A 23204-nucleotide genomic window follows, 5' to 3' on the forward strand; every position below is an offset into this window, starting at 1 on the left:
TGCGGGGCTTGATCAGCAGCTGCTAAATCGATTAGATGGCGCATCCCATGCGACGCAAGGAGCCCCTATGAACGCGCGTGTCGAACAGCTGAAATCCACGGTTTCCGAGACCAAGGCAACGGATATCCGGGCGGCCTTTGCGGCCGATCCCGCCCGCTTCTCCAAATACAGCGTGACGCTCGACGACATCCTGTTCGATTATTCGAAATGTGCCGTCAACGACCGTATCCTTGACGGCCTTGAGGCCCTTGCCGCGGAAGCCGGCGTCGCAAAGAAGCGCGACGCGATGTTCGCGGGCGATCCGATCAACTTCACCGAAGGCCGCGCCGTTCTGCACACGGCGCTGCGCAACCGTGCCAACACGCCGGTTCTCGTCGACGGCAAGGATGTGATGCCGGACGTCAACGCCGTGCTCGCCGCCATGGGCGTGTTCTCCGACGCGATCCGCTCCGGCGAACTGAAGGGCGCGACCGGCAAGAAGATCACCGATGTCGTCAATATCGGCATCGGCGGCTCGGACCTAGGCCCGGTGATGGCGACGCTGGCGCTGGCGCCTGATCATGACGGCCCGCGCCTGCACTTCGTCTCCAACATCGACGGCGCCCATATCGCCGATACGCTGAAGCTGCTGAATGCCGAGACCTCGCTGTTCATCGTGGCGTCGAAGACGTTTACGACGATCGAGACGATGACCAATGCCGCGACCGCGCGCAAATTCATCGTTGATGCACTGGGCGACGAGGCCGTCGCGCATCACTTCTGCGCCGTTTCCACCGCCCTCGACAAGGTTTCCGCCTTCGGCATCGGCTCCGAGCGCGTCTTCGGCTTCTGGGATTGGGTCGGCGGTCGTTATTCGATCTGGTCGGCCATCGGCCTGCCGCTGATGATCGCCATCGGCAAGGAAAGGTTCGGTGAATTCCTCGCCGGCGCCCACGCCATCGACGTGCATTTCAAGACGGCTCCGGTGCGCCAGAACATTCCGATGCTGCTTGGCCTTCTCGGCTTCTATCATCGCAACGTTCTCGGCTACGCCACCCGCGCCATCCTGCCCTATGACCAGCGCCTGTCGCGCTTCCCCGCCTATCTGCAGCAGCTCGACATGGAATCGAACGGCAAGGGCGTGACCCTTGACGGCTCGCCGGTCGACGGCAATTCCGGCCCGGTCGTCTGGGGCGAGCCCGGCACCAACGGCCAGCACGCCTTCTATCAGCTCATCCATCAGGGCACGAGCATCATCCCGGCCGAATTCCTGATCGCCGCCAACGGCCACGAGCCGGAACTGCGCCATCAGCACCAGCTGCTGATGGCAAACTGCCTTGCCCAGTCCGAAGCCCTGATGAAGGGCCGCAGCCTCGACGAGGCCAAGACTCAGATGGCCGCCAAGGGCATGGATGCCGCCTCGATCGGCAAGATCGCACCGCACCGCGTCTTCCCCGGCAACCGCCCGTCGCTGACCTTCGTCTACGACAAGCTGACCCCTTATGCACTCGGCCGCCTGATCGCGATCTACGAGCACCGGGTCTTCGTCGAAGGCGCTCTGTTCGACATCAACTCCTTCGACCAGTGGGGCGTCGAGCTTGGCAAGGAACTGGCGACCGGGCTGCTGCCGGTCGTCGAAGGTAAGGAAAGCGCTGCGGGACACGATAGCTCGACGGCAGGGCTTGTCGCGGCGCTCTTGAAGGCTGCGAAGTAACACCGGGGGCTTCCAAGGCTTCCTTTCGTCATGGTCGGGCTCGTCCCGACCATCTTTCAGCGTCTCCGCATAGAGGGACAGGCTGGAAGATCCTCGGCACGAGGCCGAGGATGACGCACAGTGCGGGGGTGGGGCGCCGTCAGGAATACGTCCCAAGCCGGCGTCCACGACCGGCAAAGGCATTTTTCGGCACGCGGCTCAGATTGGACAGAAACTGCCGGCCGCATTCGGCCCAGCTGTAGGTCAGCGCCTTCTCCCGCGCTTTTTCCCTCGGAATATCCAGAGCCTTGAGCGCCGCCTGCCGGAGATCGGTGGAAAGCGCACCGCCACCATCGGCAAGAATGTCGCGCGGCCCCGTTACCGGAAAGGCGGCGACCGGACAGCCGCTGGCCAAGGCCTCCAGAATGACATTGCCGAAGGTATCGGTTCGGCTCGGGAAAACGAAGACATCCGCCGAGGCATAGATGCCGGCGAGATCGGCGCCCATCTGCCGGCCGAGAAAGTGCACATCGGGATAACGCTGCTTCAGGCTCGCCAGATCGGGACCATCGCCGACCACGACCTTGCTGCCGGGGAGATCGAGATCGAGGAAGGCCGGCAGGTTCTTTTCGACGGCAACACGGCCGACATTGAGGAAGATCGGCCGTGGCAGCCAGTCCTCGCGGCGACGCGAGGGATTGAAGAGATTGGTGTCGATGCCGCGCGTCCAGCGCTTGATGTTGCGGAAGCCGCGCGCCGCCATCTCGGTTCCGAGCGTCGCGGTCGCGACCATCATGCCATTGCCGGAATTGTGGAATTGCCGCAGCCACCAGTAGCTCCAGCTCTCCGGTATAGGTAAGCGTGCGCTGACGAATTCCGGAAACCGGGTGTGATAGCTGGTCGTAAAGGGCAGGCCGCGCTGCAGGCAGATGCGGCGCGCAACGAGACCCAGCGGCCCCTCCGTCGCGATATGGATGAAATCAGGAGCGACGCTGTCGATTTCTTCCGCCACTTGCCGGCGGGTCGGCAAGGCGAGGCGGATGTCGGGATAGAAGGGCAAGGGGATGGTGGCAAAACGCTCCGGTGTGAGGAAACGAATGTCCGCCCCCTGCTCCGCCACCGTGCGGGATAGTTCATCCAGCGTCCGGACGACGCCGTTGACCTGGGGATGCCAGGCATCGCTGACGACCAAAATCATCGTATCCATCTCCACCTCCGCCGCAAGCCGACGAAATCCCGGAGGCATGGAATCGACAATCCGGGATGTCCTGACGTCTTTGAACACGTCAGGATGACACGCGGATGAAAGCAGGCTGAGTGAGATACTCTCGGCTTACATGCCGATTTCATGCGCCCAGGGCGGATTTGCGCCGGCGCGCGAGACGGTGACGGCGGCGGCCTTGGCGCCGAGCGTCAGTGCCGCACGAACAGCCTCTTCGCTGAGCGAGGCGACCGCACTCTTGGTCAGGAGCCCGTTCAGCTTCAGCGAGGCGAGAATGCCGGCGTCGAAGGTATCGCCCGCGCCGACCGTATCGACGACGGTGACGCTTTCACCGGGCACGGAAACCTTGCCGCGGAGGGTATAGCCATCGGCGCCATCCTTGCCCTTGGTGATGACCACCAGCTTCGGGCCGCGCGTCAGCCACTTGGCGACAAGTTCGTCATGGCTGCCCTTCTCGCCGAACCAGTCGAGGTCCTCGTCCGAGAACTTGACGATATCCGACATCGCCGCCATGCGCAGCATGCGCGCCTTGTGCGCTTCGGCATCCTTGATGAAGCCGGGGCGGATGTTGGGGTCGAACGAGATGACGCGCTTTTCATGCTCGCGCGCCATCAGCGCCTCGTAGGTCGAGCCGCAGGGCTCGGGGATAAGGCTGATCGCACCGAAATGCAGCGCCTCGCAGAAATCGCCAAGCGCCGGCAGATGTTCGGGGGTAATCATCCGTCCCGCTGTGTTCTCGTCGAAGAAGGCGTAGGTCGCCGAGCCGTTGACGAGCTTGACGAAGGCAAGCGTCGTGTGCAGCGAAAGCGTGGCGCTGGGAGCGAAATCGACGTTGCTGCTCTTCAGCGTCTCACGCAGGATATCGCCGAACATATCGTCGGACAGGCCGGTGAAGAAACCCGTGGGAATGCCGAGCCTGCCAAGCGCGATCGCGGTGTTGAAGATGGCCCCGCCAGCATAGGGCGCAAAGGCCGTTTCACCCGCCTGCGACTGCCGCGGCAGCATATCGATCAGGGCTTCTCCACAGCAAACGATCATGACGGCACGTCCTCCTGCACAACGATTTCAATCGATTTAATACAAGCCTCGCGAAAAAGCCAGAGCCTTTCGACGGCCTGAGTCAGGCGCTTGCGAGCGCGCTGACACCGCCATTGCGGCCAGACCATTCGAGCGGCGCGTTGAGGAAGGCCTCGACTTCGCTGAGCGTCTTCTCGTCGAACAGCTTCTGCTCCCTGGCGACGGCCAGAACATTGCGCCAGGTGGCGATGTTGTGGAGTGTCACGCCCTTGTCCTTCATCTGGCCGCGGGCCTCGGGGAAGATATCGTAATAGAAGAGCGCGATGCCGTGATCGACGACGCCGCCGGCCGCGCGGATCGCATCGATGAACTTGAACATCGAGCCGCCGGCCGTCGTCAGGTCCTCGATGACCAGCACGCGGGCGCCTTCCGGCATATGGCCCTCGATCTGGGCGTTGCGGCCATGGCCCTTCGGCGCCTTGCGCACGTAGATCATCGGCAGCGCCAGACGCTCGGCGAGCATGGCGGCAAAGGGAATGCCCGCGGTCTCGCCACCTGCAACAACATCGAACTGCTCGAAGCCCGCATCGCGCAGGATGGTGGCGGCCGCAAAATCCATGACGGTGGAACGGATGCGTGGATAGGAAATCAGCTTGCGGCAATCGATATAAACCGGGCTCGCCATGCCCGAGGCGAGCTTGTAGGGCTGATCGGCGCGAAAATGCACCGCCTTGATTTCCCACAGCATCTTGGCAACGAGTTCGGCCATCACGGCCTTGTCGGGAAAGGATGTCTGGATCATGGGCAAGGCTCCTGCAGCTGCGGCTTTTCACTCTCCGCGCCATAGCAGGTCGGGGCTTTCAAAGCTAGGAAAAGTGGCGCGGCAAAGGTTGCGGCGCGCACGAAGCCAACAAGAAAGCGCGCGCAATCAGCTCGAAGCGCGGACGACGTCCCAATGCAGCGGGAACATCGGATCGAAGACGGTGACCGGGCCGGCCTCGGTCTCGATCTTGGCCGGGAAGCTCACGGCTTCGGCCTTTTTCTCCAGCGTCATCGTGTCTTCGTTCGGCGAAAGGCCGTACCAGGCCGGGCCGTTCAGCGAGGCGAAGGCTTCGAGCTTGTCGAGTGCGCCCTCCTCCTCGAACACATGGGCAAGGCAGCTCATCGTGTTGATCGAGGTATAGATGCCGGCGCAGCCGCAGGCGCATTCCTTCAGCGGATCGACATGCGGCGCGCTATCCGTGCCGAGGAAAAAGCGGCTGTCGCCCGAGGTGGCCGCCGCCCGCAGCGCCAGCCGGTGGCTTTCGCGCTTGGCAACCGGCAGGCAATAATAATGCGGCTTGATGCCGCCGACGAGGATGGCATTGCGGTTAATGATCAGGTGGTGGGTGGTGATCGATCCCGCGAGGTTCGATGCCGCCGACTTGATGTAATCGATACCGTTGCTGGTGGTGACGTGCTCCATCGTCACCTTCAGTTCCGGCAGGCGCTTGCGCAGCGGCTCCAGCACCGTTTCGATGAAGACGGCCTCGCGATCGAAGATGTCGACCTCCGGCGTCGTCACCTCGCCGTGGACGCAGAGCGGCAGGCCGATCTTGGCCATGCGCTCTAGCACCGACATTGCATTGTCGATATTGCGCACGCCGCCGTGGGAATTGGTCGTCGCACCGGCCGGATAGAGTTTGACCGCGGTGATGAGGCCCGATGTCTTGCCCTCTTCGACATCGTCGGGATTGGTGCCTTCGGTGAGGTAAAGCGTCATCAGCGGCTCGAAACGATCGCCGGGGGCGAGCGCTGCGAGAATGCGCTCGCGATAGGCTTTCGCATCGGCGGTCGTGACGACCGGCGGCACGAGGTTCGGCATGATGATGGCGCGGGCGAAATCGCGGGCAGTATCGCCGATCACACCCTTGAGCATGCCGCCATCGCGCAGGTGCAGGTGCCAGTCGTCGGGACGGCGGATCGTCAGGCGGGGTGCGGTCATGGGAGGTCTCCGAATGCTTCAGGGCCAAAGGCGCTACATCAGTAAATTCGAAGGTTCCGATACCATCATTGCGAGGCGGAAAACAACCGACCTTAGTCGATCGAGAAGGTTTCAAGCGCGATATCGGCGGGCCTGGAATTTTCGATGATGCGCCGGCCGTTCGGCAGGTCGTTTCCATGGAGCTTCCATTGAATGCCGGCTTCATCGAGCCCGTAATGGACCCAGCGGGCGCGCAAGCGCTCTTCGAGCACCGCGACGGAAGGACCGACGAAAACCGTGAAATCGAAAAGCCCGGCAAGCCGCGACCAAGGCATCTCGTCGAGCAGCAGATAATTGCCCTCGACCAGGATGATCCGGGTTTCCACCGGGATGGCGCGGGCCGAGGCGATCGCCAGTTCGCGACTACGGTCGAAGACCGGCACCAGCACCTCCTCATCCGCCTTTTTCACGGCACGCAGGATGTCGTCGAAGGCGCGGACGTCGAAGGTTTCGGGCGCGCCCTTTCGCGGAAGCAGGCCGCGCGCTTCGAGAATGCCATTGTCCATATGAAAGCCGTCCATTGGCAGCACGACGGCACGCTCGCCGCGCCGGACAAGCTCCCCTTCCAGAGCATCGGCCAGGGTCGATTTGCCGGCGCCCGGAGGACCGGCGACGGCAACCAGAAAACGGCGGGCATCCACTGCCTTTTCAACAATCCGATCAGCGATGTCAGTGAGAGTCATGCTCATGGGGGGATACCAAACTGCCATATTCTTCGTGCCCATCAGGCAACATGCAATCATGGGCCCTGTCAACGTCAACCGGTGACTGAATTGCCCATAAGCCAAGACACGCAAAAGCCCCGCCGGTCTCCCGGCGGGGCTTTTGTTGCGATACCGCAGGCAATCAGGCGCGACGGGCGTCGACCGAGAGTGCACCGGGGCCGTAAGCGGCCAGGACCAGGAAGCCGCCAGCCATGGCTAGGTTCTTCTGGAAATTGATCATCTGCATCTGGTCGGCGAAATCGAAATGCGCGACGAAGGCCGTTGCCACGCAGAACAGCGCCAGGATGTAGGAAACAATGCGCGTCTGGAAGCCGACGAGGATGGCAATGCCGCCGAGAAGCTCGACGAGGGCGACGACGACGGCCGTCACCATCGGCACCGGCAGGCCCATGCTGCCGAAATAGCCGGCGGTGCCGCCAAGCGCGGTGATCTTGCCGAAGCCGGCGAGAATGAAGATGATCGAGAGAAGGATGCGTCCGACGAGGACGATGGGGCTCTGCTGCATGGGAACTCAGTCTCCGCTAAGGGTTCGTTGTGGCATCAGATTTAACAGCAAAACCAAATTCTTCCAGCCAGCCCGCCGGAGACAGATTGTTCAATAATCGGAAACGATCCGCATTCGTCGTCAATAATGGCGAGGGAAGATGTGGAACACCAGCCGATAGCGGCGCGAGCGGAGGGTTTTGTCGGCTTTTCCTGTTGCAACCTCTGAAAGACTGCGGAAAGGTTGGCAAAAGCCGTCACGCGTGCCGCACGAGGAAGTCGCATGAGCGAAATCAACAAAAGCCCGGCCTTCTGGCGCTCCTTCCCGATCTTCGAGGAGTTCGACAAGGACAGCATCGCCTCGCTTGCCACTCTGGCCTCCCATCGCAAATGGAGCCCCGGCACGGTGATCTTCCAGCGCGGAGACGAGGGCAATTACATGATTGCTCTCGTCTCCGGCCGCATAAAGCTGTCGCTGATCACGCCGCAGGGCCGCGAGCTTCTGTTGCGCCATATCGAGGCCGGCGCGCTGTTCGGTGAAGTAGCACTTCTGGACGATCTGCCGCGCTCGGCCGATGCCACGGCGATCACGGCGACAGAAGGCTATATCATCAGCAAGAAGGCCTTCATGGAGTTCATCACCAACCGGCCTGCCGCGGCCGAGGCGGTGATGCGTTATCTCTGCACGCTGCTGCGCGATACCACGGACCGGCTGGAAACGATCGCGCTCTATGATCTGAATTCGCGCGTCGCCCGCTTCTTCCTGGCGACACTCCGGCAGATCCACGGCACCGACCTGCCGGAAAGCGCCAATCTGCGCCTGACGCTCAGCCAGTCGGATATCGCCGGCATTCTCGGCGCCAGCCGCCCCAAGGTGAACCGCTCCATCCTGTCGCTGGAGGAATGCCATGCCATCAAGCGCAACGACGGCATCATCACCTGCTATGTCGAACGCTTGAAAAGGATCGCCGAGCCGGAAGAGGAATGAGGCGTGAAGAGCTTGCGTCTCTCCCGCATCCGGCCGGTTTACGCCGGCATGGCCGCAAGCCTTGCCGCCGCCGCCCTGCTCTTCACGCTCGGCGGCGAGGCGATGGAGACGCAGCGCGAGCTGTTCTTCGATGCCGTGACCCAATGGGTGCCAAGCCCGCGAGCGCCGGAACTGGTTGTCATCGACGTCGATCGCAAGTCCCTGCAGGGCACGGATGACAAGGCCTGGGACCGGGCAGACACCGCTGCCGTCATTACCAGGGTCGCGGAAGCCGGCGCCAAGACCGTCGCCGTCGATTTCGTCTTCAGCAACGATTGCGTGGCCGGAGATCCGGCCAATGCAGCGCTGGCGCAGGCGATCGCCAAGGTTCCGACCATTCTCGGCTTCCTGATTGCCGACACGGTCGGCGAACGGCCCGTGCCGGTGCCGCCGGTCGCGGTGCGCAAGCCCATTCGCATTCCCGAATTGTGGTTCATCGAGGGGGCGGAAACATCCTGCGCTTTCCTGCAGGCTTCGGCGCATTCGGCCGCGGCCGCCTTCCTGGTCGGCGACGAGGATGCCCGCATTCGCCGCGTGCAGGCTTTTTCCATCCTCGGCAACGACGCCTATCCCGCCTTCGGCCTCGAAGTCGCCCATCTCGGTGGCAGCTCATCGACGCCGATCCTGGGTGGCGATCCGCCCTGGCTGAGGCTTGCCTCGCGGCAGATTCAGTTCGACGAGAGCGGCTCCATGCGCTTTGCCGCAAGCGGCGCCGGCCGCATCCACGAACGCACGGTCTCGGCCGGTGACGTGATCGGTGGAACCGTCGCCCCGGAAAAGCTCAAGGACAAGATCGTGCTGATCGGCAGCAGCCTGCCCAATCTCGGCGGGCTGCGTTCCACCGCCTCTATGCCGCTGGAACCCTCGGTGCAAATTCACGCCGATATCGCCAATGCTGTCCTCACCGGCTTCATCCCCCACCGCGACCAGCGCCTGCCGCTGATCGAGGCTGGTATCGCCGTCATCGCAGGCGCGCTCGTCGCCCTGATCGCAACCCGGCTGCGGCCGGTCACCGCCATGCTGCTCGGCCTGCTCGCCGTCTGCTTCACGGTCGCGGCGGCCACCGCGCTTTATCGCTTTACCGGCCTGCTCTTCGATGCACCGGGCGTCAGCCTTGCGCTACTCGCCGTGCTCGCGGTCACCAGCACGCTGCAATTCGCCCGCGTCAGGCGCTCGGAATCCGCCGCGCGCAGCAAGTTTTCCCAATACCTGCCCCAAACGGTCGTCGAGCGCTACATCGACAATCCGGACGACGACACCGCCGCCAGCGAGGAGCGGCCGGTGACCGCCCTGTTCACCGATATCGAAGGCTTTTCGACGCTGACGCACAAGCTTTCGCCGCGCGATCTCGTCGCCCTGCTCGATACCTATTATGCCGAGGTCAATGCGCTTGTGGCGATCCATGGCGGCATGGTCGACAAGGTGGTGGGCGATGCCGTGCACGCCTTCTTCAATGCGCCGGAAGACCTCGAAGACCATGTCAACAAGGCGATCGACTGCGCCGAGGCGATCCATGTGCTGACCGAGGAAATGCGCACCCGTCCCGGTTTCGTCGAATACCAGTTCGGCCGCACCCGCATCGGCATCGAGACGGGTATTGCCGTGCTCGGCGAGGTCGGTGCCGGCGGCAAGCTCGACTACACCGCCCATGGCGACGCCATCAATCTCGCGGCGCGGCTTCAGGAGGCCAACAAATTCCTGGGAACGGCGATCTGCATCGGCCCCCAGGCAGCAGCCGAAAGCGGCCGGCCTTTGCGCTCTCTGGGGATGCACGAAATCCGCGGTTTCGGCGAAATGGAACTCTTCACCAACAACGATGAAGAGTAAGTATATTCTTACCTTTTGAGGCCGACGCTCGCATAGGCCTCTACGATGCGCGCTTCCTTCCACTTGACCGGCTTGTTCGGCGCTTCACCGGGGCGAGCGATTTCCACGCCGTCGCCGGGGCCGACAAGTTCGGTCACGCCACCGCCTTCGACCGCCACCTGCCCGTGCTCGACGAAGACGCCGAAAACACCGCGCGTCGGGCCGCAGAAGAACTTGGTGCCGCGCACGCCGATCATGCCGAAAGCGGTGCGAACAGCCAGGTCGATCTTCGGCAGACCTTCCGGCCGATCAAAGACCATCTGTCCCATGCCGAGCTCCATCGTACCGCCCTGGTTGGCGATGAAGCTGTCGATCAGTAGCTCCGTCCGGTTGCCGAGCAGGATGCGAGTGTCACCTTCCAATGTCAGATCGGCAAAGCCATCGGCGCCGGTCGCGACGCGGTCCTTGTCCATGATCTCGGCGCCGGTCGAAAGGCCCTCTTCCGTCTGCAGGCGCTTGCGCTGCACGTCGCCGCGAATATCGGAGGCCGTGCCAATGACGGTGCCCGCCCGGCTCGGCGCGGCAACGAGGCCGCCCATGGTTGCCGCGCAACCGGCGATGAATGTACGGCGGCCGATCAGAAACGGTCGTGGCTTGCGAATATTCCGCGTCATTGCCCAACTCCTTCGCCGTCCGGCCCGCGGCGGCGCTTCTGCGCGGCCGACCCGGTTCTCTCCCTTTTGTCGCTCCTGCCGCTTCAACCGGCTGTTTCCGGCGGAACAGCTGCCCGGATCGCGACGATCCAAGGTGGCACGAACCCAAGGGAGAACGCCATGAAAAAGGTTGCCGCCAAACATATTTCGATCATCAACGCGCTGCTGCTGGCGGCCGTCAGCGCGCTTTCGGTTGCTGCGATCGTTGTTCCGTCTTCCCGCGCTGCGGTCATCATGCCGGCCGCCGGCGACGACTATGCGATCGCCGCTCTTGCCAAGCAGCCGGCCGAAAGGGCCGTGATCGATCACGGCGTGACCGGCAGTGTTGCCGCTGCCGCGCCAGCCCTGAAGAAAATGGCCCGCCCGCAGTAGCCGGCGAGCCTCGTTGTCAGCGGATATTACCCGCTTCCGGTCCCCAGGTGTCCGTCATGGCAAAGCCCTCGGCCAGCGGATCGAAGGGATCGAGCGCCACCTGATGCAGGCCGAAGGTCCAGCCGCGGCCGGAAATCGTCGGGATGATCGCCGGCCGGCCCGCAACTTCCGTCACCGCCTGCAGGCCCACCTTGAATTCCGAACCGATGATCGAGCGCGAGGTGAAGACATCACCGACCTTGGCAAGGCCGCGCGCATGGAGCGTCGCCAGATTGGCCGAACTGCCCGTGCCGCAGGGCGAGCGGTCGACACGGCCCGGCCACATCGTGGTGCAGGTGCGCACCGTGCCGTCGGCTTCCGTATCGCGGAACATCACATAGGCGACGCCGTTGATTTCCGGGATTTCCGGATGCACGACGGGGATCGCCTTGTTGACCAGTTCCTTGATCTTCATACCGGCCTCGACCAGCGTGCGGGCATTGGCCTTGTCGATCGTCGTGCCGACCTGGGCGACATCGACCAGCGCATAGAAGATGCCACCGTAGCAGAGGTCGAGCTTGATGCGGCCCCAGTCCGGCGTATCGAGCTCGACATCGAGTTCCTGAACGAAAGAGGGCGTCATGGTCAGCGTCACGCGCTCGCAGCGCCCGTCCTTGCAGGTCGCCGTCGCCTTGACGAGGCCGGCGGCGGTGTCGAGCATGACGACGGTTTCCGGCTCCTTCATCTCGACGATACCGGATTCGAGCAGCGCTGTTGTCACGCAGATCGAGTTGGAGCCGGACATGGCATGGGCCTGGTCGGCCTGCAGGATGATGAAGCCCGCATCGGCTTCCGGCCGCTTGGCCGGCACCAGCAGGTTGACGGAGCCGATCGAGGACGCCCGCGGCTCCAGGCACAGGAACCGGCGCAGGCTGTCATCCACCGTGTTGATGTAGTTGAGTTGCTCGGCGATGGAATTTCCGGGGATTTTCGGCACACCGCCGATCGCCACCTTGCCGATTTCACCCTCGGCGTGAACATCCAGCAGCTGGATCGTGCGTTTCCATCTCATGGCGGTACTCCTTCGTCGGCAATCGAATCCAATTCGGCACTGGTGATATCGCAGGAAAAGGGACTTGCCTACGGGCAGAAAGATGGATTTTCTTGGCGGCAGATTTTACCCGCCCGGACGTTAGCCCCTTCACCCCAGACATGGACTTTACCCCCGGCACCTCCTTCATTCGTTCCCATTTTACGGTTCCCGCTATGACGAAGCTGATTATCTTTACCGATCTCCACATGGTTCCCGAAGGCACGACCATCATCGGCCTCGACCCGGCCGAGCGGCTTGCCGCCGGCATCGACCACGTCAACCGCTACCATGCGGATGCCGATCAGGTGATCGTCACCGGCGACCTCGCGCACCGGGCGGACCGCACCTCCTATGAGCGGCTGAAGCGCGAACTGGACAAACTCACCCCGCCGCTGGCGATCACCATCGGCAATCACGACCGGCGCGAGACTTTCCTCGACGTGTTCCCTGAAACCGTGACGGACGAAAACGGCTTCGTGCAGCGGGTCATCGATTTCGACGATTGCCGCGTCGTGCTGCTCGATACGCTGTTTGCCCCGCCTTACGACTATCCCAACAGCCATGCCGGCCTGCTCTGCGACATCAGGATGGAATGGCTCGACCGCCAGCTGGAAACGGCAGGCGACAGGCCGGTTCTGCTGTTCATGCACCACCCGCCGCATGCGACTGGTTTTTCCGGCATGGACCAGATCCGCCTGATCAACGAGGTCGAATTCTACGATCTGGTGAAGAAGCGCGGCAATGTGCTGCATATCTTCGCCGGCCACGTGCACCGCACCATCTCCGGCTCCAGCCGCGGCATTCCCTTCTCCGTGTTCAAGAGCCCTGTGCATCAGCAGCCGATGCCCTTCGAAGCGCCGGACGCGTCGCTCTCCGTCGATGAACCGGCCGCCTACGGCATCGCCGTCATGACCGATACCGGCGTGCTCGTTCACACCGAGGATTACGAGATTGCCAAACGTGAGGCCGCCGTTGCGTAAAGCGGGTGGTTTCGCATGACATCAGACCATGTTAGCCTTGGCGCATGAGCGCACCCCCCGAAACCTTTGACTGTCAGGCCTGCGGCGCATGCTGCGCCTATTCGGCCGACTGGCCGCGTTTTTCGCTGGAAAGCGACGCCGAGATCGAACGGATACCCGCGGAATACGTCTCCGCGGATCTCGGCGGCATGCGCTGTTCCAATGATCGCTGCGATGCTCTCGAAGGGAAGCTCGGCATCCACGTCGGCTGCCGCATCTATGCGGTCCGGCCCATCGTCTGCCGCACCTGCATGCCCGGCGACGACGAGTGCCTGATGGCGCGCCACCGCCACCGGGATATCCTGGCGGCCGGCGCATTTTCGCATTCTTCGGCGGACTGAAGGATATGCCGCATAGTGTACGGTTTCGGAGATAAAAAATAGAGATAAAATCGGCATATCGCCAATTTGACCGGATGGATATACGGCGCAACCAACCGTATTTTCCGGCCCGAGCACGAAGATGCCGCCAGCGCGTTTTAAAAGGGATGATCGATGAGCCAGCCGCAACCAGTCGCAGATAACGCCGTACAGCCCTTTGCCAATTTCGCGCCGCCGATCTCGGCCCCGACACCGCTGCGCCAGGCGATCACATCAGCTTACCGCATCCCCGAGACCGAAGCCGTGCCGCGCCTGCTGGAAGAGGCAGCGCTGCCCGCCGATACCCGCGCCCGCGCCAAGCACACCGCCCGCAAGCTGATCACCGCGCTGCGCGCCAAGCACAAGGGCTCCGGCGTCGAAGGACTGGTGCAGGAATATTCGCTGTCGAGCCAGGAAGGCGTGGCGCTGATGTGCCTTGCCGAAGCCCTGCTGCGCATCCCGGACACCGCCACCCGCGACGCTCTCATCCGCGACAAGATCTCCGAGGGCGACTGGAAGTCCCATATCGGCGGCGGCAAGTCGCTGTTCGTCAATGCCGCGACCTGGGGCCTCGTCGTCACCGGCAAGCTCACCTCCACCGTCAACGACCGCAGCCTTTCCGCAGCACTGACCCGCCTCATCGCCCGCGCCGGCGAGCCGGTCATCCGCCGCGGAGTCGACATGGCGATGCGCATGATGGGCGAGCAGTTCGTCACCGGCGAGACCATCGAGGAAGCGCTGAAGCGCTCGCGCCCGCTCGAAGCCCGCGGCTTCCGCTATTCCTACGATATGCTCGGCGAAGCCGCGACCACGGCTGCCGACGCCAAGCGCTATTACACCGATTACGAAAACGCCATCCATGCCATCGGCAAGGCCTCGGCCGGCCGCGGCATCTATGAAGGCCCCGGCATCTCCATCAAGCTTTCCGCACTGCACCCCCGCTACACCCGCGCCCAAGCCGCCCGCGTGATGGGCGAACTGCTGCCGAAGGTGAAAGCGCTGGCGCTGATCGCCAAGGGCTACGACATCGGCCTCAACATCGATGCCGAGGAAGCCGACCGGCTGGAACTGTCGCTCGACCTGCTCGAAGCGCTGCGCCTCGATCCCGATCTGTCCGGCTGGAACGGCGTCGGCTTCGTCGTGCAGGCCTATGGCAAGCGCTGCCCCTTCGTGCTCGATTTCATCATCGACCTCGCCCGCCGCTCCGGCCATCGCATGATGGTGCGCCTCGTCAAGGGCGCCTATTGGGATGCCGAGATCAAGCGCGCGCAGCTCGACGGCCTCGATGGCTTCCCGGTCTACACCCGCAAGATCTATACCGACGTTTCCTATATCGCCTGCGCTAAAAAGCTTCTTGCCGCCCGCGACGTGATCTTCCCGCAGTTCGCGACCCACAATGCCCAGTCGCTGGCGACGATCTACGAACTCGCCGGCCCTGATTTCAAGGTCGGTGACTACGAGTTCCAATGCCTGCACGGCATGGGCGAGCCGCTCTATGACGAAGTCGTCGGCAAGGACAAGCTCGACCGCCCGGCCCGCATCTACGCCCCGGTCGGCACCCATGAGACGCTGCTGGCCTACCTCGTGCGCCGCCTGCTCGAAAACGGCGCGAACTCCTCCTTCGTCAACCGCATCGCCGACCCGGCCGTGTCGGTCGACGACCTGATCGCCGATCCGGTCGATATTGTCCGCGCCATGCCGGTTCCCGGCGCCCAGCACGACAAGATCAAGCTGCCGGAAGCACTCTATACCGGTCGGCCGAACTCCAGGGGATTCGATCTTTCCAACGAAGTCACGCTCTCGATGCTCGATGACGCGCTGGTGGCCACGACCAAGGTCGATTGGCAGGCGTCACCCCTGATCGGCGGCAAGACGGCCGATGGAGAAAGCCGTCCGGTTCTCAACCCCGGCGATCTCACCGACCGCGTCGGCACCGTTACTGAAACCCGCGAGGCAGATGTCGCTGGCGCCGTTGCCACCGCCAATGCGGCTGCGGCCCAGTGGGCCGCCGTCTCCCCCGCAGAGCGCGCCAGCCGCCTCGTCCGCGCCGCCGACCTGATGCAGGAGCGCATGCCGGCGCTGCTCGGCCTCATCATCCGCGAAGCCGGCAAGTCGCTGCCGAACGCCATCGCCGAAGTGCGCGAAGCCATCGACTTCCTGCGCTACTACGCCGAACAGGCCAGCCGCACGCTCGGCCCGGCCCACGCGCCGCTCGGCCCGATCGTCTGCATCAGCCCGTGGAACTTCCCGCTCGCCATTTTCGCCGGCCAGGTCGTTGCGGCATTGGTTGCCGGCAACCCGGTTCTGGCGAAGCCTGCCGAGGAAACCCCGCTCATCGCCGCCGAAGGTGTACGCATCCTTCACGAAGCCGGCATTCCCGGCGACGTGCTGCAGCTTCTGCCGGGCGACGGCCGCATCGGCGCGGCGCTTGTCGGCGCGGACGGCATTGCCGGCGTGATGTTCACCGGCTCCACCGAAGTCGCCCGCCTCATCCAGGCGCAACTGGCAGGCCGCCTCTCCAAGATCGGCAAGCCGATCCCGCTGATCGCCGAAACCGGCGGCCAGAACGCCATGATCGTCGACAGCTCGGCACTGGCTGAACAAGTCGTCGGAGATGTCATCGCCTCGGCCTTCGACAGCGCCGGCCAGCGCTGCTCGGCGCTGCGCGTGCTCTGCCTGCAGGAAGACGTGGCCGACCGCGTGCTGACCATGCTGAAGGGCGCACTGCACGAGCTGGAAATCGGCCGCACCGACCGTCTCTCCGTCGATGTCGGCCCGGTGATTACCTCTGAGGCCCAAGGCATCATCGAAAAGCATATCGAGACGATGCGTGGGCTCGGCGCCCGCGTCGAACGCATCGCCCCCGGCGAGACGGCGGCCAAGGGCACTTTCGTCGCCCCGACGATCATCGAACTGAAGAAGCTGTCCGACCTGAAACGCGAAGTCTTCGGCCCGGTCCTGCATGTGCTGCGCTACCAGCGCGATGACCTCGACCGCCTGATCGACGACATCAACGCCACCGGCTATGGCCTGACCTTCGGCCTTCACACCCGCCTCGACGAGACGATCGCCCATGTCACCTCGCGGGTGAAGGCCGGTAATCTCTACGTCAACCGCAACATCATCGGCGCCGTCGTCGGCGTGCAGCCCTTTGGTGGCCGCGGCCTTTCCGGCACCGGCCCGAAGGCGGGCGGCCCGCTCTATCTCGGTCGCCTCGTCTCGACGCCGCCGGTTCCTCCGCAGCACAGCTCGGTTCATACCGATCCGGTCCTGCTCGATTTCGCCAAGTGGCTGGATGGCAAGGGCCTGAAGAACGAGGCCTCGGCCACCCGCGAAACCGGCAGCGTCTCGGCGCTCGGCCTCGCAAGCGAGCTTGCCGGCCCTGTCGGCGAACGCAACCTCTATGAGCTGCATCCGCGTGGCCGCGTGCTCGCCGTGCCGCAGACGGAAACCGGCCTCTACCGCCAGTTGGCGGCAGCCCTTGCGACCGGTAACACCGTCGTTATCGATGCGACTTCCGGCCTGCAGGAAAAACTGTCAGGCCTGCCGGCCTCGGTTTCAACCCGCGTCTCCTGGTCGAAGGACTGGAAGGCGGATGGTCCGTTTGCCGGCGCGCTAGTCGAAGGCGATGCGGAGCGCATCGTTGCCGTCAACAAGGAGATCGCAGGGCTTCCCGGCCCGCTGGTTCTGGTTCAGGCCGCAACCACGGCTGAGCTGGACAAGAACCCGGATGCCTATTGCCTCAACTGGCTGCTGGAAGAAGTCTCGACCAGCATCAATACCGCCGCCGCCGGCGGCAATGCCAGCCTGATGTCTATCGGCTGATTACCAAATGAAGACGCCGCGCGAAGGCGCGGCATCTTCAGATTATCGACGCGTCTCCTCAGCCTCCTCCGTCATGGTCGGGCCTGACCCACTGCTGTCCGGTTTAAATTTGTAGACATGGTGCATGACATTGATTCTACTTGGTTTCAGACGTTTCGCGGCGTTCTGGACACGAGCAGGAGGTCAATGTCATGCGGCACGAGAATAGCGTTTTCCACCAGATACAGAAGCATATTCCCTGGTCGGTGTTCGATCGGCTTGTGGATGACCACAAGGCCGATCACCGGGTTCGCCGGCTGACGACCAAGAGCCAGTTCCTGGCGCTGTTGTTCGGCCAGCTTTCCGGCGCGGCGAGCCTGCGCGAGATCGAAGCCGGGCTTTCAAGCCAGAAGGCCCGGCTTACCATCTGGGTGGGCGATGCGTTGCCCGCGCCACGCTGGCCGACGCCAATGCACGACGGCCCTGCGATGTGTTTGCCGGCCTGTTCTCCCATATGGCCAACGCCGCCAGCCGCCGCACCCGCCGCCATATCCGTGATGCCGTGCGCCTGCTCGACGCCACCCGCATCACGCTCTCCTCGCTCTCCGGCGGATGGGCCGACATGGTTTCAGGTCACCGCGCCGTCAAGCTGCATGTCTGCTACGATCCAGATGCCGGCCTGCCGCTGGCCATGACGCTGTCGGGCCAGAAGACCAACGACATCGTCCCCGCCAAAGCCATGGCGATCATGCCGGGCATGACCTATGTCTTCGATCTCGGCTATTATGATTTCGGGTGGTGGGAAAACATCGACGCGGCCGGCGCCCGCTTCGTCACCCGCCTCAAGAGCAACAGCCGTCTCGAAGCCGTGACGCAACTGCCGCTCACCGAGGGGACAGCCATCCTCTCAGACAGCATCGGCCTTCTGCCCGAGCGCATGGCGCGCTCCCGCACGAACCCGTTTAGCGATCCGTTGCGCGAGATCGTCGTGACCATCCAGTCCGGCAAGATCATCCGGCTCGTCACCAACGATCTCGACGCACCGGCACAGGAGATCGCCGACCTCTACAGACAGCGCTGGCAGATCGAACTGTTCTTCAAATGGATCAAGCAGAACCTCAAGATCCGCCACTTTCTCGGAAACTCCGAAAACGCCGTGCGTATCCAGGTCTTCGTCGCCCTGATCGCCTATCTCATCCTCACAGCCGCCCAGGCCTGCCAGGACACCGTCGAAAAAACCCTCGAATTCGCAAGGCTCGTGAGCCTCAATCTCATGCACCGAAAACCGATCGACACCCTGCGAACTCTAAAGCCACCGCCCCAATACGACAACAGACAGATGATGCTCGATTTCTTTCCAACTTAAACCGGACACCAGTGGGCCTGACCCGACCATCCACCAGCCTCTCTATTCAGCGAGAGGCCCATAGATCCTCGGCTTTTCGGCCAAGGATGACGACGGAGTGTTGGGAGGCATGGGCGAGTTAGCCCATGTGCCCCATTGGTGCGGACATGAACAGCATCCAGATCGCCATGGCGATCATCATCAGGTTTTCCGTCAGCGACAGGAAACCGAGCGGCACATTGCTGCCGCCGCCGACGCAGGCACATTTGAGTTCCCGCTTGTCGATATAAACAGCCTTGAACACCGAGGCCGCGCCGATCGTGCCGATGAACAGCGCGACGGGGATGGAGACCCAGTCCAACGCGCCTGCGATCATCAAAATACCGGCGCCGGCTTCCGCGAAGGGATAGACATAACCGTAACGCACCCAGCGCTTTGCAAGCAGGTCGTAGTTCAGGAACATCGTCGAAAAGCTCTCGATATCCTGCAGCTTCAGCATCGCCAGGATTGCCATGCTGAAAGCGATGAACCATTCGCCGGCACGGATGGTCAGAACCGTGCCGAAGCTGGCATAGCTCGCCGCAAGCGCCATCAGCGCCGCGATTGCAAAAACCGCCAGCACCGGACGGTAAGTCACGGCTTTCGGATCACGCACCGTCTTACCGAAAAACCGACGCGTATCGTCATAACCGCCGACCCGGTTTCCGTTGATGAAAACCTGCGGCGTCGTCTTCACGTCATGCTCGGCCTTGAACGCATCCGTTTCCTCGCGGGTCTTCAGCCAATGGTCTTCGACGTCGTAACCTTCGCGTTCCAGCAGGTCCTTGGCCTTAAGCCCGTAGGGGCAGGCGTGCTTGGGCATCACCATGCGGTAGAGAATAGCTTTGCGTTGTGTGGTGTCGAGCATGATGCAGTCTTTCGCTGGGGTTTGGTTTTAACCGACTGCATCCTATATAGGTTCCGTACCATAGTACGGAGTCAAGCATGCAAAACATTACGATTGCGAGCCTTGCGCGCGAAGGCGGTGTCGGTGTCGAAACCATCCGCTACTACCAGCGCCGCGGCCTTCTTGGCCTGCCGGAACGGATGGGCGGTGGCGGCCTGCACGGCGCGATCCGCCGCTACGGCGATGCCGACCTGCGCCGGCTGCGCTTCATTCGCGCGGCCCAAGCGGCCGGTTTCACGCTGGAACAGATCGGCGAACTGATCGAACTCGATGCCGGGGAGGATCGCCAGCGGGCGCGGGCGCTTGCCAGGGAGCGCATCTCTGCCCTCGATACGAAGATCGCGGAACTGCAAACCGCCCGCAAGGCGCTGCACAAGCTCGCCCATGATTGCGCCGCCTCCGATATCGGCCCCTGCCCGATCCTCACCGCCTTCGACGGCGACTGAGTTTTTCCGGCCCCATGGCGCGCCACTGGATCATCGGTTATCACATCCCGGCATGTTGACCCTCCGCACCACCGAAACCTTCAGTCAGGATATCAAGAAGAGCCGCTTCATCGCGGTCTACGGCCCCGTATCCGATGAACAGAACGCGAAGGATTTCATCGCCACCCATTCCGACCCCGCGGCAAACCACAATTGCTGGGCCTGGCGCGTCGGCCAGCTCTATCGGTTTAACGACGACGGCGAGCCGAGCGGCACCGCCGGCAAGCCCATCCTGCAGGCGATTGACGGTCAGGGGCTGGATCACGTCGCCGTCGTCGTCATCCGCTGGTTCGGCGGCATTTTGCTCGGCAGCGGCGGGCTGATCCGCGCCTATGGCGGCACCGCCGCGATGGGCTTGCGCGCCGCCGAAAAGGCCGAAGTGATCGAGATGGACGGGGCGACGATCACATGTGATTTTTCCGATCTCGCCCTCGTCAAGGCGCGGCTCGCTTCGAACGGCGTGACGATCGCGACGGAAAGCTTTACCGGTACCGGCGCTGTGCTTGACGTGCAGATGGCCAAGCCTCTGCGCGAGGCAATCCGGACGCTGGTCCGCGATCTGACCCGCGGGCAGGCCGGCATACGCTTCGACGACGAATAGACTTTCGCATCCGCCACAATCGGCTTAGAAACCCCGACGACACGCTCTTGCAACGTTACAGGCGAGGACCTTACCCATGAAGACCAGAACCCTTGGCCGCACCGGGGCCACCATTTCCGAAATCGGCTTCGGCGCCTGGCAGATCGGCGGAGCCTGGGGCAATGTTTCCGAAGAGGACGGCAAGCGTGCCCTGAACGCCGCTCTCGATGCCGGGGTGACCTTCATCGACACCGCCGATGTCTATGGCGACGGCCGCTCGGAAAAGATCATCGCCTCGGTGCTGAAGGAGCGCGGCGGTGACAAACCCTTCGTCGCCACCAAGGCGGGCCGCCGGCTGAACCCGCATGTCGCGGACGGCTATACCGGCGCCAATATAGAGGCCTTCATCGACCGCAGCCTTACCAATCTCGGCGTCGAGACACTCGATCTCGTCCAGCTTCATTGCCCGCCGACCGACGTCTATTACAGCCCGGACATGTTTGGCGCCCTCGATGGCCTCGTCACCAAGGGCAAGATCCGTGCCTATGGCGTTTCCGTCGAGCGCGTCGAGGAAGCCCTGAAGGCGATCGAATATCCGGGCGTCGCCACGGTCCAGATCATCTACAATATTTTTCGCCAGCGGCCGCAGGACCTGTTCTTCGCGGAAGCCGTCAAGAAGAATGTCGGCGTCATCGTGCGCGTACCGCTCGCCTCCGGCCTGCTTTCCGGCAAGATCACGGCCGAAACGAAATTCGCCGATGACGATCACCGCAAGTTCAATCGCCATGGCGAGTTCTTCGATGTCGGCGAGACCTTTGCCGGCGTGCCGTTCGATGTGGCGCTGGAGGCTGTCGAGCAGGTCCGTCCGCTCGTGCCTGAAGGCGTGACGATGGCGCAGTTTGCTTTGGCGTGGATTCTGCAGAGCAAGGCCGTCTCCGTCGTCATTCCCGGCGCCCGCAACGAGGCGCAGGCCAAGGGCAATGCCGCCGCAAGCGACATCGCCGCCCCGAAACCTGAGACGATGCAGGCCCTGGCGGATATCTACGAACGCCTGATCAAGGCGCACGTGCACCAGAAATGGTAGGCCCGGCCTGAACCGATCGTCTCCTGCCGCGTTGACGATCGCAGCCGGCACGGCAGGAGAAGACCATGCAGGACAAATGGAACCTTCAACGTTTCGTCGATGCGCAGGCGCCGGTCTATGAGACAGCGCTTGCCGAACTGCGCGATGGCCGCAAGCGGACCCATTGGATGTGGTTCGTCTTCCCCCAGGTCGCCGGCCTTGGCCATTCGCCGATGGCCCAGCGTTATGCGATTTCAGGACAGGACGAGGCGAAGGCCTATCTTACCCATCCGCTGCTCGGTTCACGGCTCGAGGAATGCACCGAAGCCGTGAAAATCCACACCGGCCGCAGCGCCCGCGAAATTTTCGGTGCGCCGGACGATATGAAATTCCGCTCCTGCCTGACCCTCTTTGCCCACGCCGGGCCGGGTAATGCGCTCTTTCGCGAAACCCTGACGCAGTTCTATGCAGGAGACGATCCCGCAACGCTCGACCGTTTGTCTATCGCGCCTTAAGGGCATTTCCGTCTTCCGGTTGCGTGGGTCTGGCATCCAAAGCGATTTGACAATAATTCTGGATCAGATAGACGCGACGGCATCATTCCTGCCTTCGGCCATTTCCAGACAGCGGAGAAAACGTGGCGAAAGAAGATACACTTGATCGCCGTATCCAGGATGAAATAGAGGCCCGCATCGTTTCAGGCGAATGGCCGCCGGGTTTCCGCATTCCTTTCGAGATCGATCTCGCCGCGCAATACGGCTGCTCGCGCATGACCGTGAACAAGGTGCTGACGCGCCTTGCTGCCGCCGGCCTCCTGGAGCGGCGCAAGCGTTCGGGCACCGTCGTCGCGCGGCCGCAGTCGCAGGCTGCGATCCTCGAAATCCACGATATCGAGTCGGAGGTCAAAAGCCTCAATCTTCCCTATCGCTATTGCCTCGTCAGCCGCAGCAAGCGCAAGGTCCGGCCCAGTGAGACCTCGCGGCTGTCGCTGGACACGTCAACACCGATCCTCGAATTCCGCTGCATTCATTTCGCCGGCAAGAAGCCCTTCTGCCACGAGGATCGGATCATCAATCTGGAAGCCGTACCGGAGGCGGAGGGGGTCGATTTCGCCGCGGAGGCGCCGGGTCCCTGGCTGATGAAGCAGGTGCCGTGGACGACGGCCGAGCACATCATCAAGGCCGTTCCGGCCGCCGACGACGAGGCGAAAGCGCTGGAACTGGCGGATGGAACCACCTGCCTGGTGGTCGAGCGCCGCACCTGGAGCGAAAAGGGTCTGGTGACCCATGTGCGCCTCACCTATCCCGGTGACCGCCACTCGCTCGTCGCGCAGTTTTCCCCGCAGGGACAGCGGCCTTGACGGTAGGGTCTCGAGGAAAAAATGGGTAAAAAACGCCTTTCCCAACCTCCCCCTGGTGGGGAGGGTTGGGGAGGGCCTTTGCTCACACGCGCAAAAGCCCGCCCCTTTCCA

General features: G+C 63.1%; 21 protein-coding genes and 1 pseudogene. 13 read left to right on the forward strand and 9 right to left on the reverse strand.

From position 1 onward, the window contains the following. Positions 1 to 67: 67 nt before the first annotated feature. Positions 68 to 1693 carry a glucose-6-phosphate isomerase gene (gene pgi / locus ASC86_RS05030; protein WP_056316907.1) on the forward strand — a complete coding sequence of 542 codons (1626 nt, stop codon included), beginning with the start codon at positions 68 to 70 and terminating at the stop codon, positions 1691 to 1693. A 139-nt stretch (positions 1694 to 1832) separates the two neighbouring features. Here the strand turns inward: pgi and ASC86_RS05035 are convergent, their stop codons facing one another. The 6 genes from ASC86_RS05035 to ASC86_RS05060 form a co-directional block, all read right to left on the reverse strand. Next, positions 1833 to 2879 carry a glycosyltransferase family 1 protein gene (locus tag ASC86_RS05035; protein WP_056316910.1) on the reverse strand — a complete coding sequence of 349 codons (1047 nt, stop codon included), beginning with the start codon at positions 2877 to 2879 and terminating at the stop codon, positions 1833 to 1835. 126 nt (positions 2880 to 3005) lie between these two features. Continuing rightward, positions 3006 to 3932, reverse strand: a complete 927-nt coding sequence (locus ASC86_RS05040; protein ID WP_056316913.1) for a carbohydrate kinase — start codon at positions 3930 to 3932, stop codon at positions 3006 to 3008. An 82-nt stretch (positions 3933 to 4014) separates the two neighbouring features. Then, positions 4015 to 4713, reverse strand: coding sequence for an orotate phosphoribosyltransferase (locus ASC86_RS05045; RefSeq protein WP_056316917.1), 699 nt, complete (start codon positions 4711 to 4713; stop codon positions 4015 to 4017). A 126-nt stretch (positions 4714 to 4839) separates the two neighbouring features. Further along, a complete protein-coding gene (gene pyrC / locus ASC86_RS05050; protein WP_056316921.1) occupies positions 4840 to 5895 on the reverse strand; it encodes a dihydroorotase in 1056 nt (351 codons plus the stop codon). Positions 5896 to 5987: 92 nt separating this feature from the next. After that, positions 5988 to 6623 carry a nucleoside triphosphate hydrolase gene (locus ASC86_RS05055; RefSeq protein ID WP_056316925.1) on the reverse strand — a complete coding sequence of 212 codons (636 nt, stop codon included), beginning with the start codon at positions 6621 to 6623 and terminating at the stop codon, positions 5988 to 5990. A 157-nt stretch (positions 6624 to 6780) separates the two neighbouring features. Then, positions 6781 to 7164, reverse strand: a complete 384-nt coding sequence (locus ASC86_RS05060; RefSeq protein WP_056316928.1) for a DoxX family protein — start codon at positions 7162 to 7164, stop codon at positions 6781 to 6783. A 261-nt stretch (positions 7165 to 7425) separates the two neighbouring features. Here ASC86_RS05060 and ASC86_RS05065 point away from each other — a divergent pair, with 261 nt between their 5' ends. Then, a complete protein-coding gene (locus ASC86_RS05065) occupies positions 7426 to 8130 on the forward strand; it encodes a Crp/Fnr family transcriptional regulator (RefSeq protein WP_056316931.1) in 705 nt (234 codons plus the stop codon). 48 nt (positions 8131 to 8178) lie between these two features. Next, positions 8179 to 9996 (forward strand): adenylate/guanylate cyclase domain-containing protein, encoded by a 1818-nt coding sequence (locus ASC86_RS05070; RefSeq protein WP_056318285.1) that lies wholly within the window; start codon positions 8179 to 8181, stop codon positions 9994 to 9996. 8 nt (positions 9997 to 10004) lie between these two features. Here the strand turns inward: ASC86_RS05070 and ASC86_RS05075 are convergent, their stop codons facing one another. Next, positions 10005 to 10574, reverse strand: coding sequence for a FecR family protein (locus ASC86_RS05075; protein WP_162244976.1), 570 nt, complete (start codon positions 10572 to 10574; stop codon positions 10005 to 10007). A gap of 234 nt (positions 10575 to 10808) precedes the next feature. Between ASC86_RS05075 and ASC86_RS05080 the strand changes: the two genes are divergently transcribed. Next, positions 10809 to 11060, forward strand: a complete 252-nt coding sequence (locus tag ASC86_RS05080) for a hypothetical protein (protein ID WP_056316936.1) — start codon at positions 10809 to 10811, stop codon at positions 11058 to 11060. 16 nt (positions 11061 to 11076) lie between these two features. Here ASC86_RS05080 and ASC86_RS05085 read toward each other — a convergent pair whose 3' ends face one another. Further along, entirely contained in the window at positions 11077 to 12111 is a 1035-nt protein-coding gene (locus tag ASC86_RS05085; RefSeq protein WP_056316938.1) for a proline racemase family protein, read from the reverse strand. Between the two features lie 194 nt (positions 12112 to 12305). On the opposite strand from ASC86_RS05085, the gene ASC86_RS05090 reads away from it, so the two are divergent. The 4 genes and pseudogenes from ASC86_RS05090 (at position 12306) to ASC86_RS05105 (ending at position 18680) form a co-directional block, all read left to right on the forward strand. Beyond that, positions 12306 to 13112, forward strand: a complete 807-nt coding sequence (locus tag ASC86_RS05090) for a phosphodiesterase (RefSeq protein ID WP_056316941.1) — start codon at positions 12306 to 12308, stop codon at positions 13110 to 13112. Between the two features lie 44 nt (positions 13113 to 13156). Then, complete coding sequence (locus ASC86_RS05095) at positions 13157 to 13492, forward strand: YkgJ family cysteine cluster protein (RefSeq protein ID WP_056316944.1); 336 nt, start codon at positions 13157 to 13159, stop codon at positions 13490 to 13492. A 153-nt stretch (positions 13493 to 13645) separates the two neighbouring features. Beyond that, a complete protein-coding gene (gene putA / locus ASC86_RS05100) occupies positions 13646 to 17335 on the forward strand; it encodes a trifunctional transcriptional regulator/proline dehydrogenase/L-glutamate gamma-semialdehyde dehydrogenase (RefSeq protein ID WP_056316947.1) in 3690 nt (1229 codons plus the stop codon). A gap of 191 nt (positions 17336 to 17526) precedes the next feature. Continuing rightward, positions 17527 to 18680 (forward strand): annotated as a pseudogene (locus ASC86_RS05105) (IS4 family transposase). Between the two features lie 118 nt (positions 18681 to 18798). Here the strand turns inward: ASC86_RS05105 and ASC86_RS05110 are convergent. Next, on the reverse strand, positions 18799 to 19566 hold the full coding sequence (locus tag ASC86_RS05110; protein ID WP_056316949.1) for a glutaredoxin: 768 nt from the start codon (positions 19564 to 19566) through the stop codon (positions 18799 to 18801). A 77-nt stretch (positions 19567 to 19643) separates the two neighbouring features. Between ASC86_RS05110 and ASC86_RS05115 the strand changes: the two genes are divergently transcribed. The 5 genes from ASC86_RS05115 to hutC all read left to right on the forward strand — a co-directional run bounded on the left by ASC86_RS05115 (position 19644) and on the right by hutC (position 23093). Next, positions 19644 to 20051, forward strand: a complete 408-nt coding sequence (locus ASC86_RS05115) for a MerR family DNA-binding protein (protein WP_056316951.1) — start codon at positions 19644 to 19646, stop codon at positions 20049 to 20051. A gap of 52 nt (positions 20052 to 20103) precedes the next feature. Further along, positions 20104 to 20691, forward strand: coding sequence for a YigZ family protein (locus tag ASC86_RS05120; RefSeq protein WP_056316954.1), 588 nt, complete (start codon positions 20104 to 20106; stop codon positions 20689 to 20691). A gap of 76 nt (positions 20692 to 20767) precedes the next feature. Continuing rightward, on the forward strand, positions 20768 to 21754 hold the full coding sequence (locus ASC86_RS05125) for an aldo/keto reductase (protein ID WP_056316956.1): 987 nt from the start codon (positions 20768 to 20770) through the stop codon (positions 21752 to 21754). A gap of 65 nt (positions 21755 to 21819) precedes the next feature. Next, the gene (locus ASC86_RS05130; RefSeq protein WP_056316958.1) at positions 21820 to 22248 is read left to right on the forward strand and encodes a DUF1810 domain-containing protein; all 429 of its coding nucleotides are present in this window, start codon (positions 21820 to 21822) and stop codon (positions 22246 to 22248) included. A 122-nt stretch (positions 22249 to 22370) separates the two neighbouring features. Continuing rightward, positions 22371 to 23093, forward strand: a complete 723-nt coding sequence (gene hutC / locus ASC86_RS05135) for a histidine utilization repressor (RefSeq protein WP_056316961.1) — start codon at positions 22371 to 22373, stop codon at positions 23091 to 23093. Positions 23094 to 23204 lie beyond the last annotated feature (111 nt).

This window comes from Rhizobium sp. Root1212, from assembly GCF_001424985.1.
In the GTDB taxonomy this organism is placed as follows: Bacteria; Pseudomonadota; Alphaproteobacteria; order Rhizobiales; family Rhizobiaceae; genus Pararhizobium.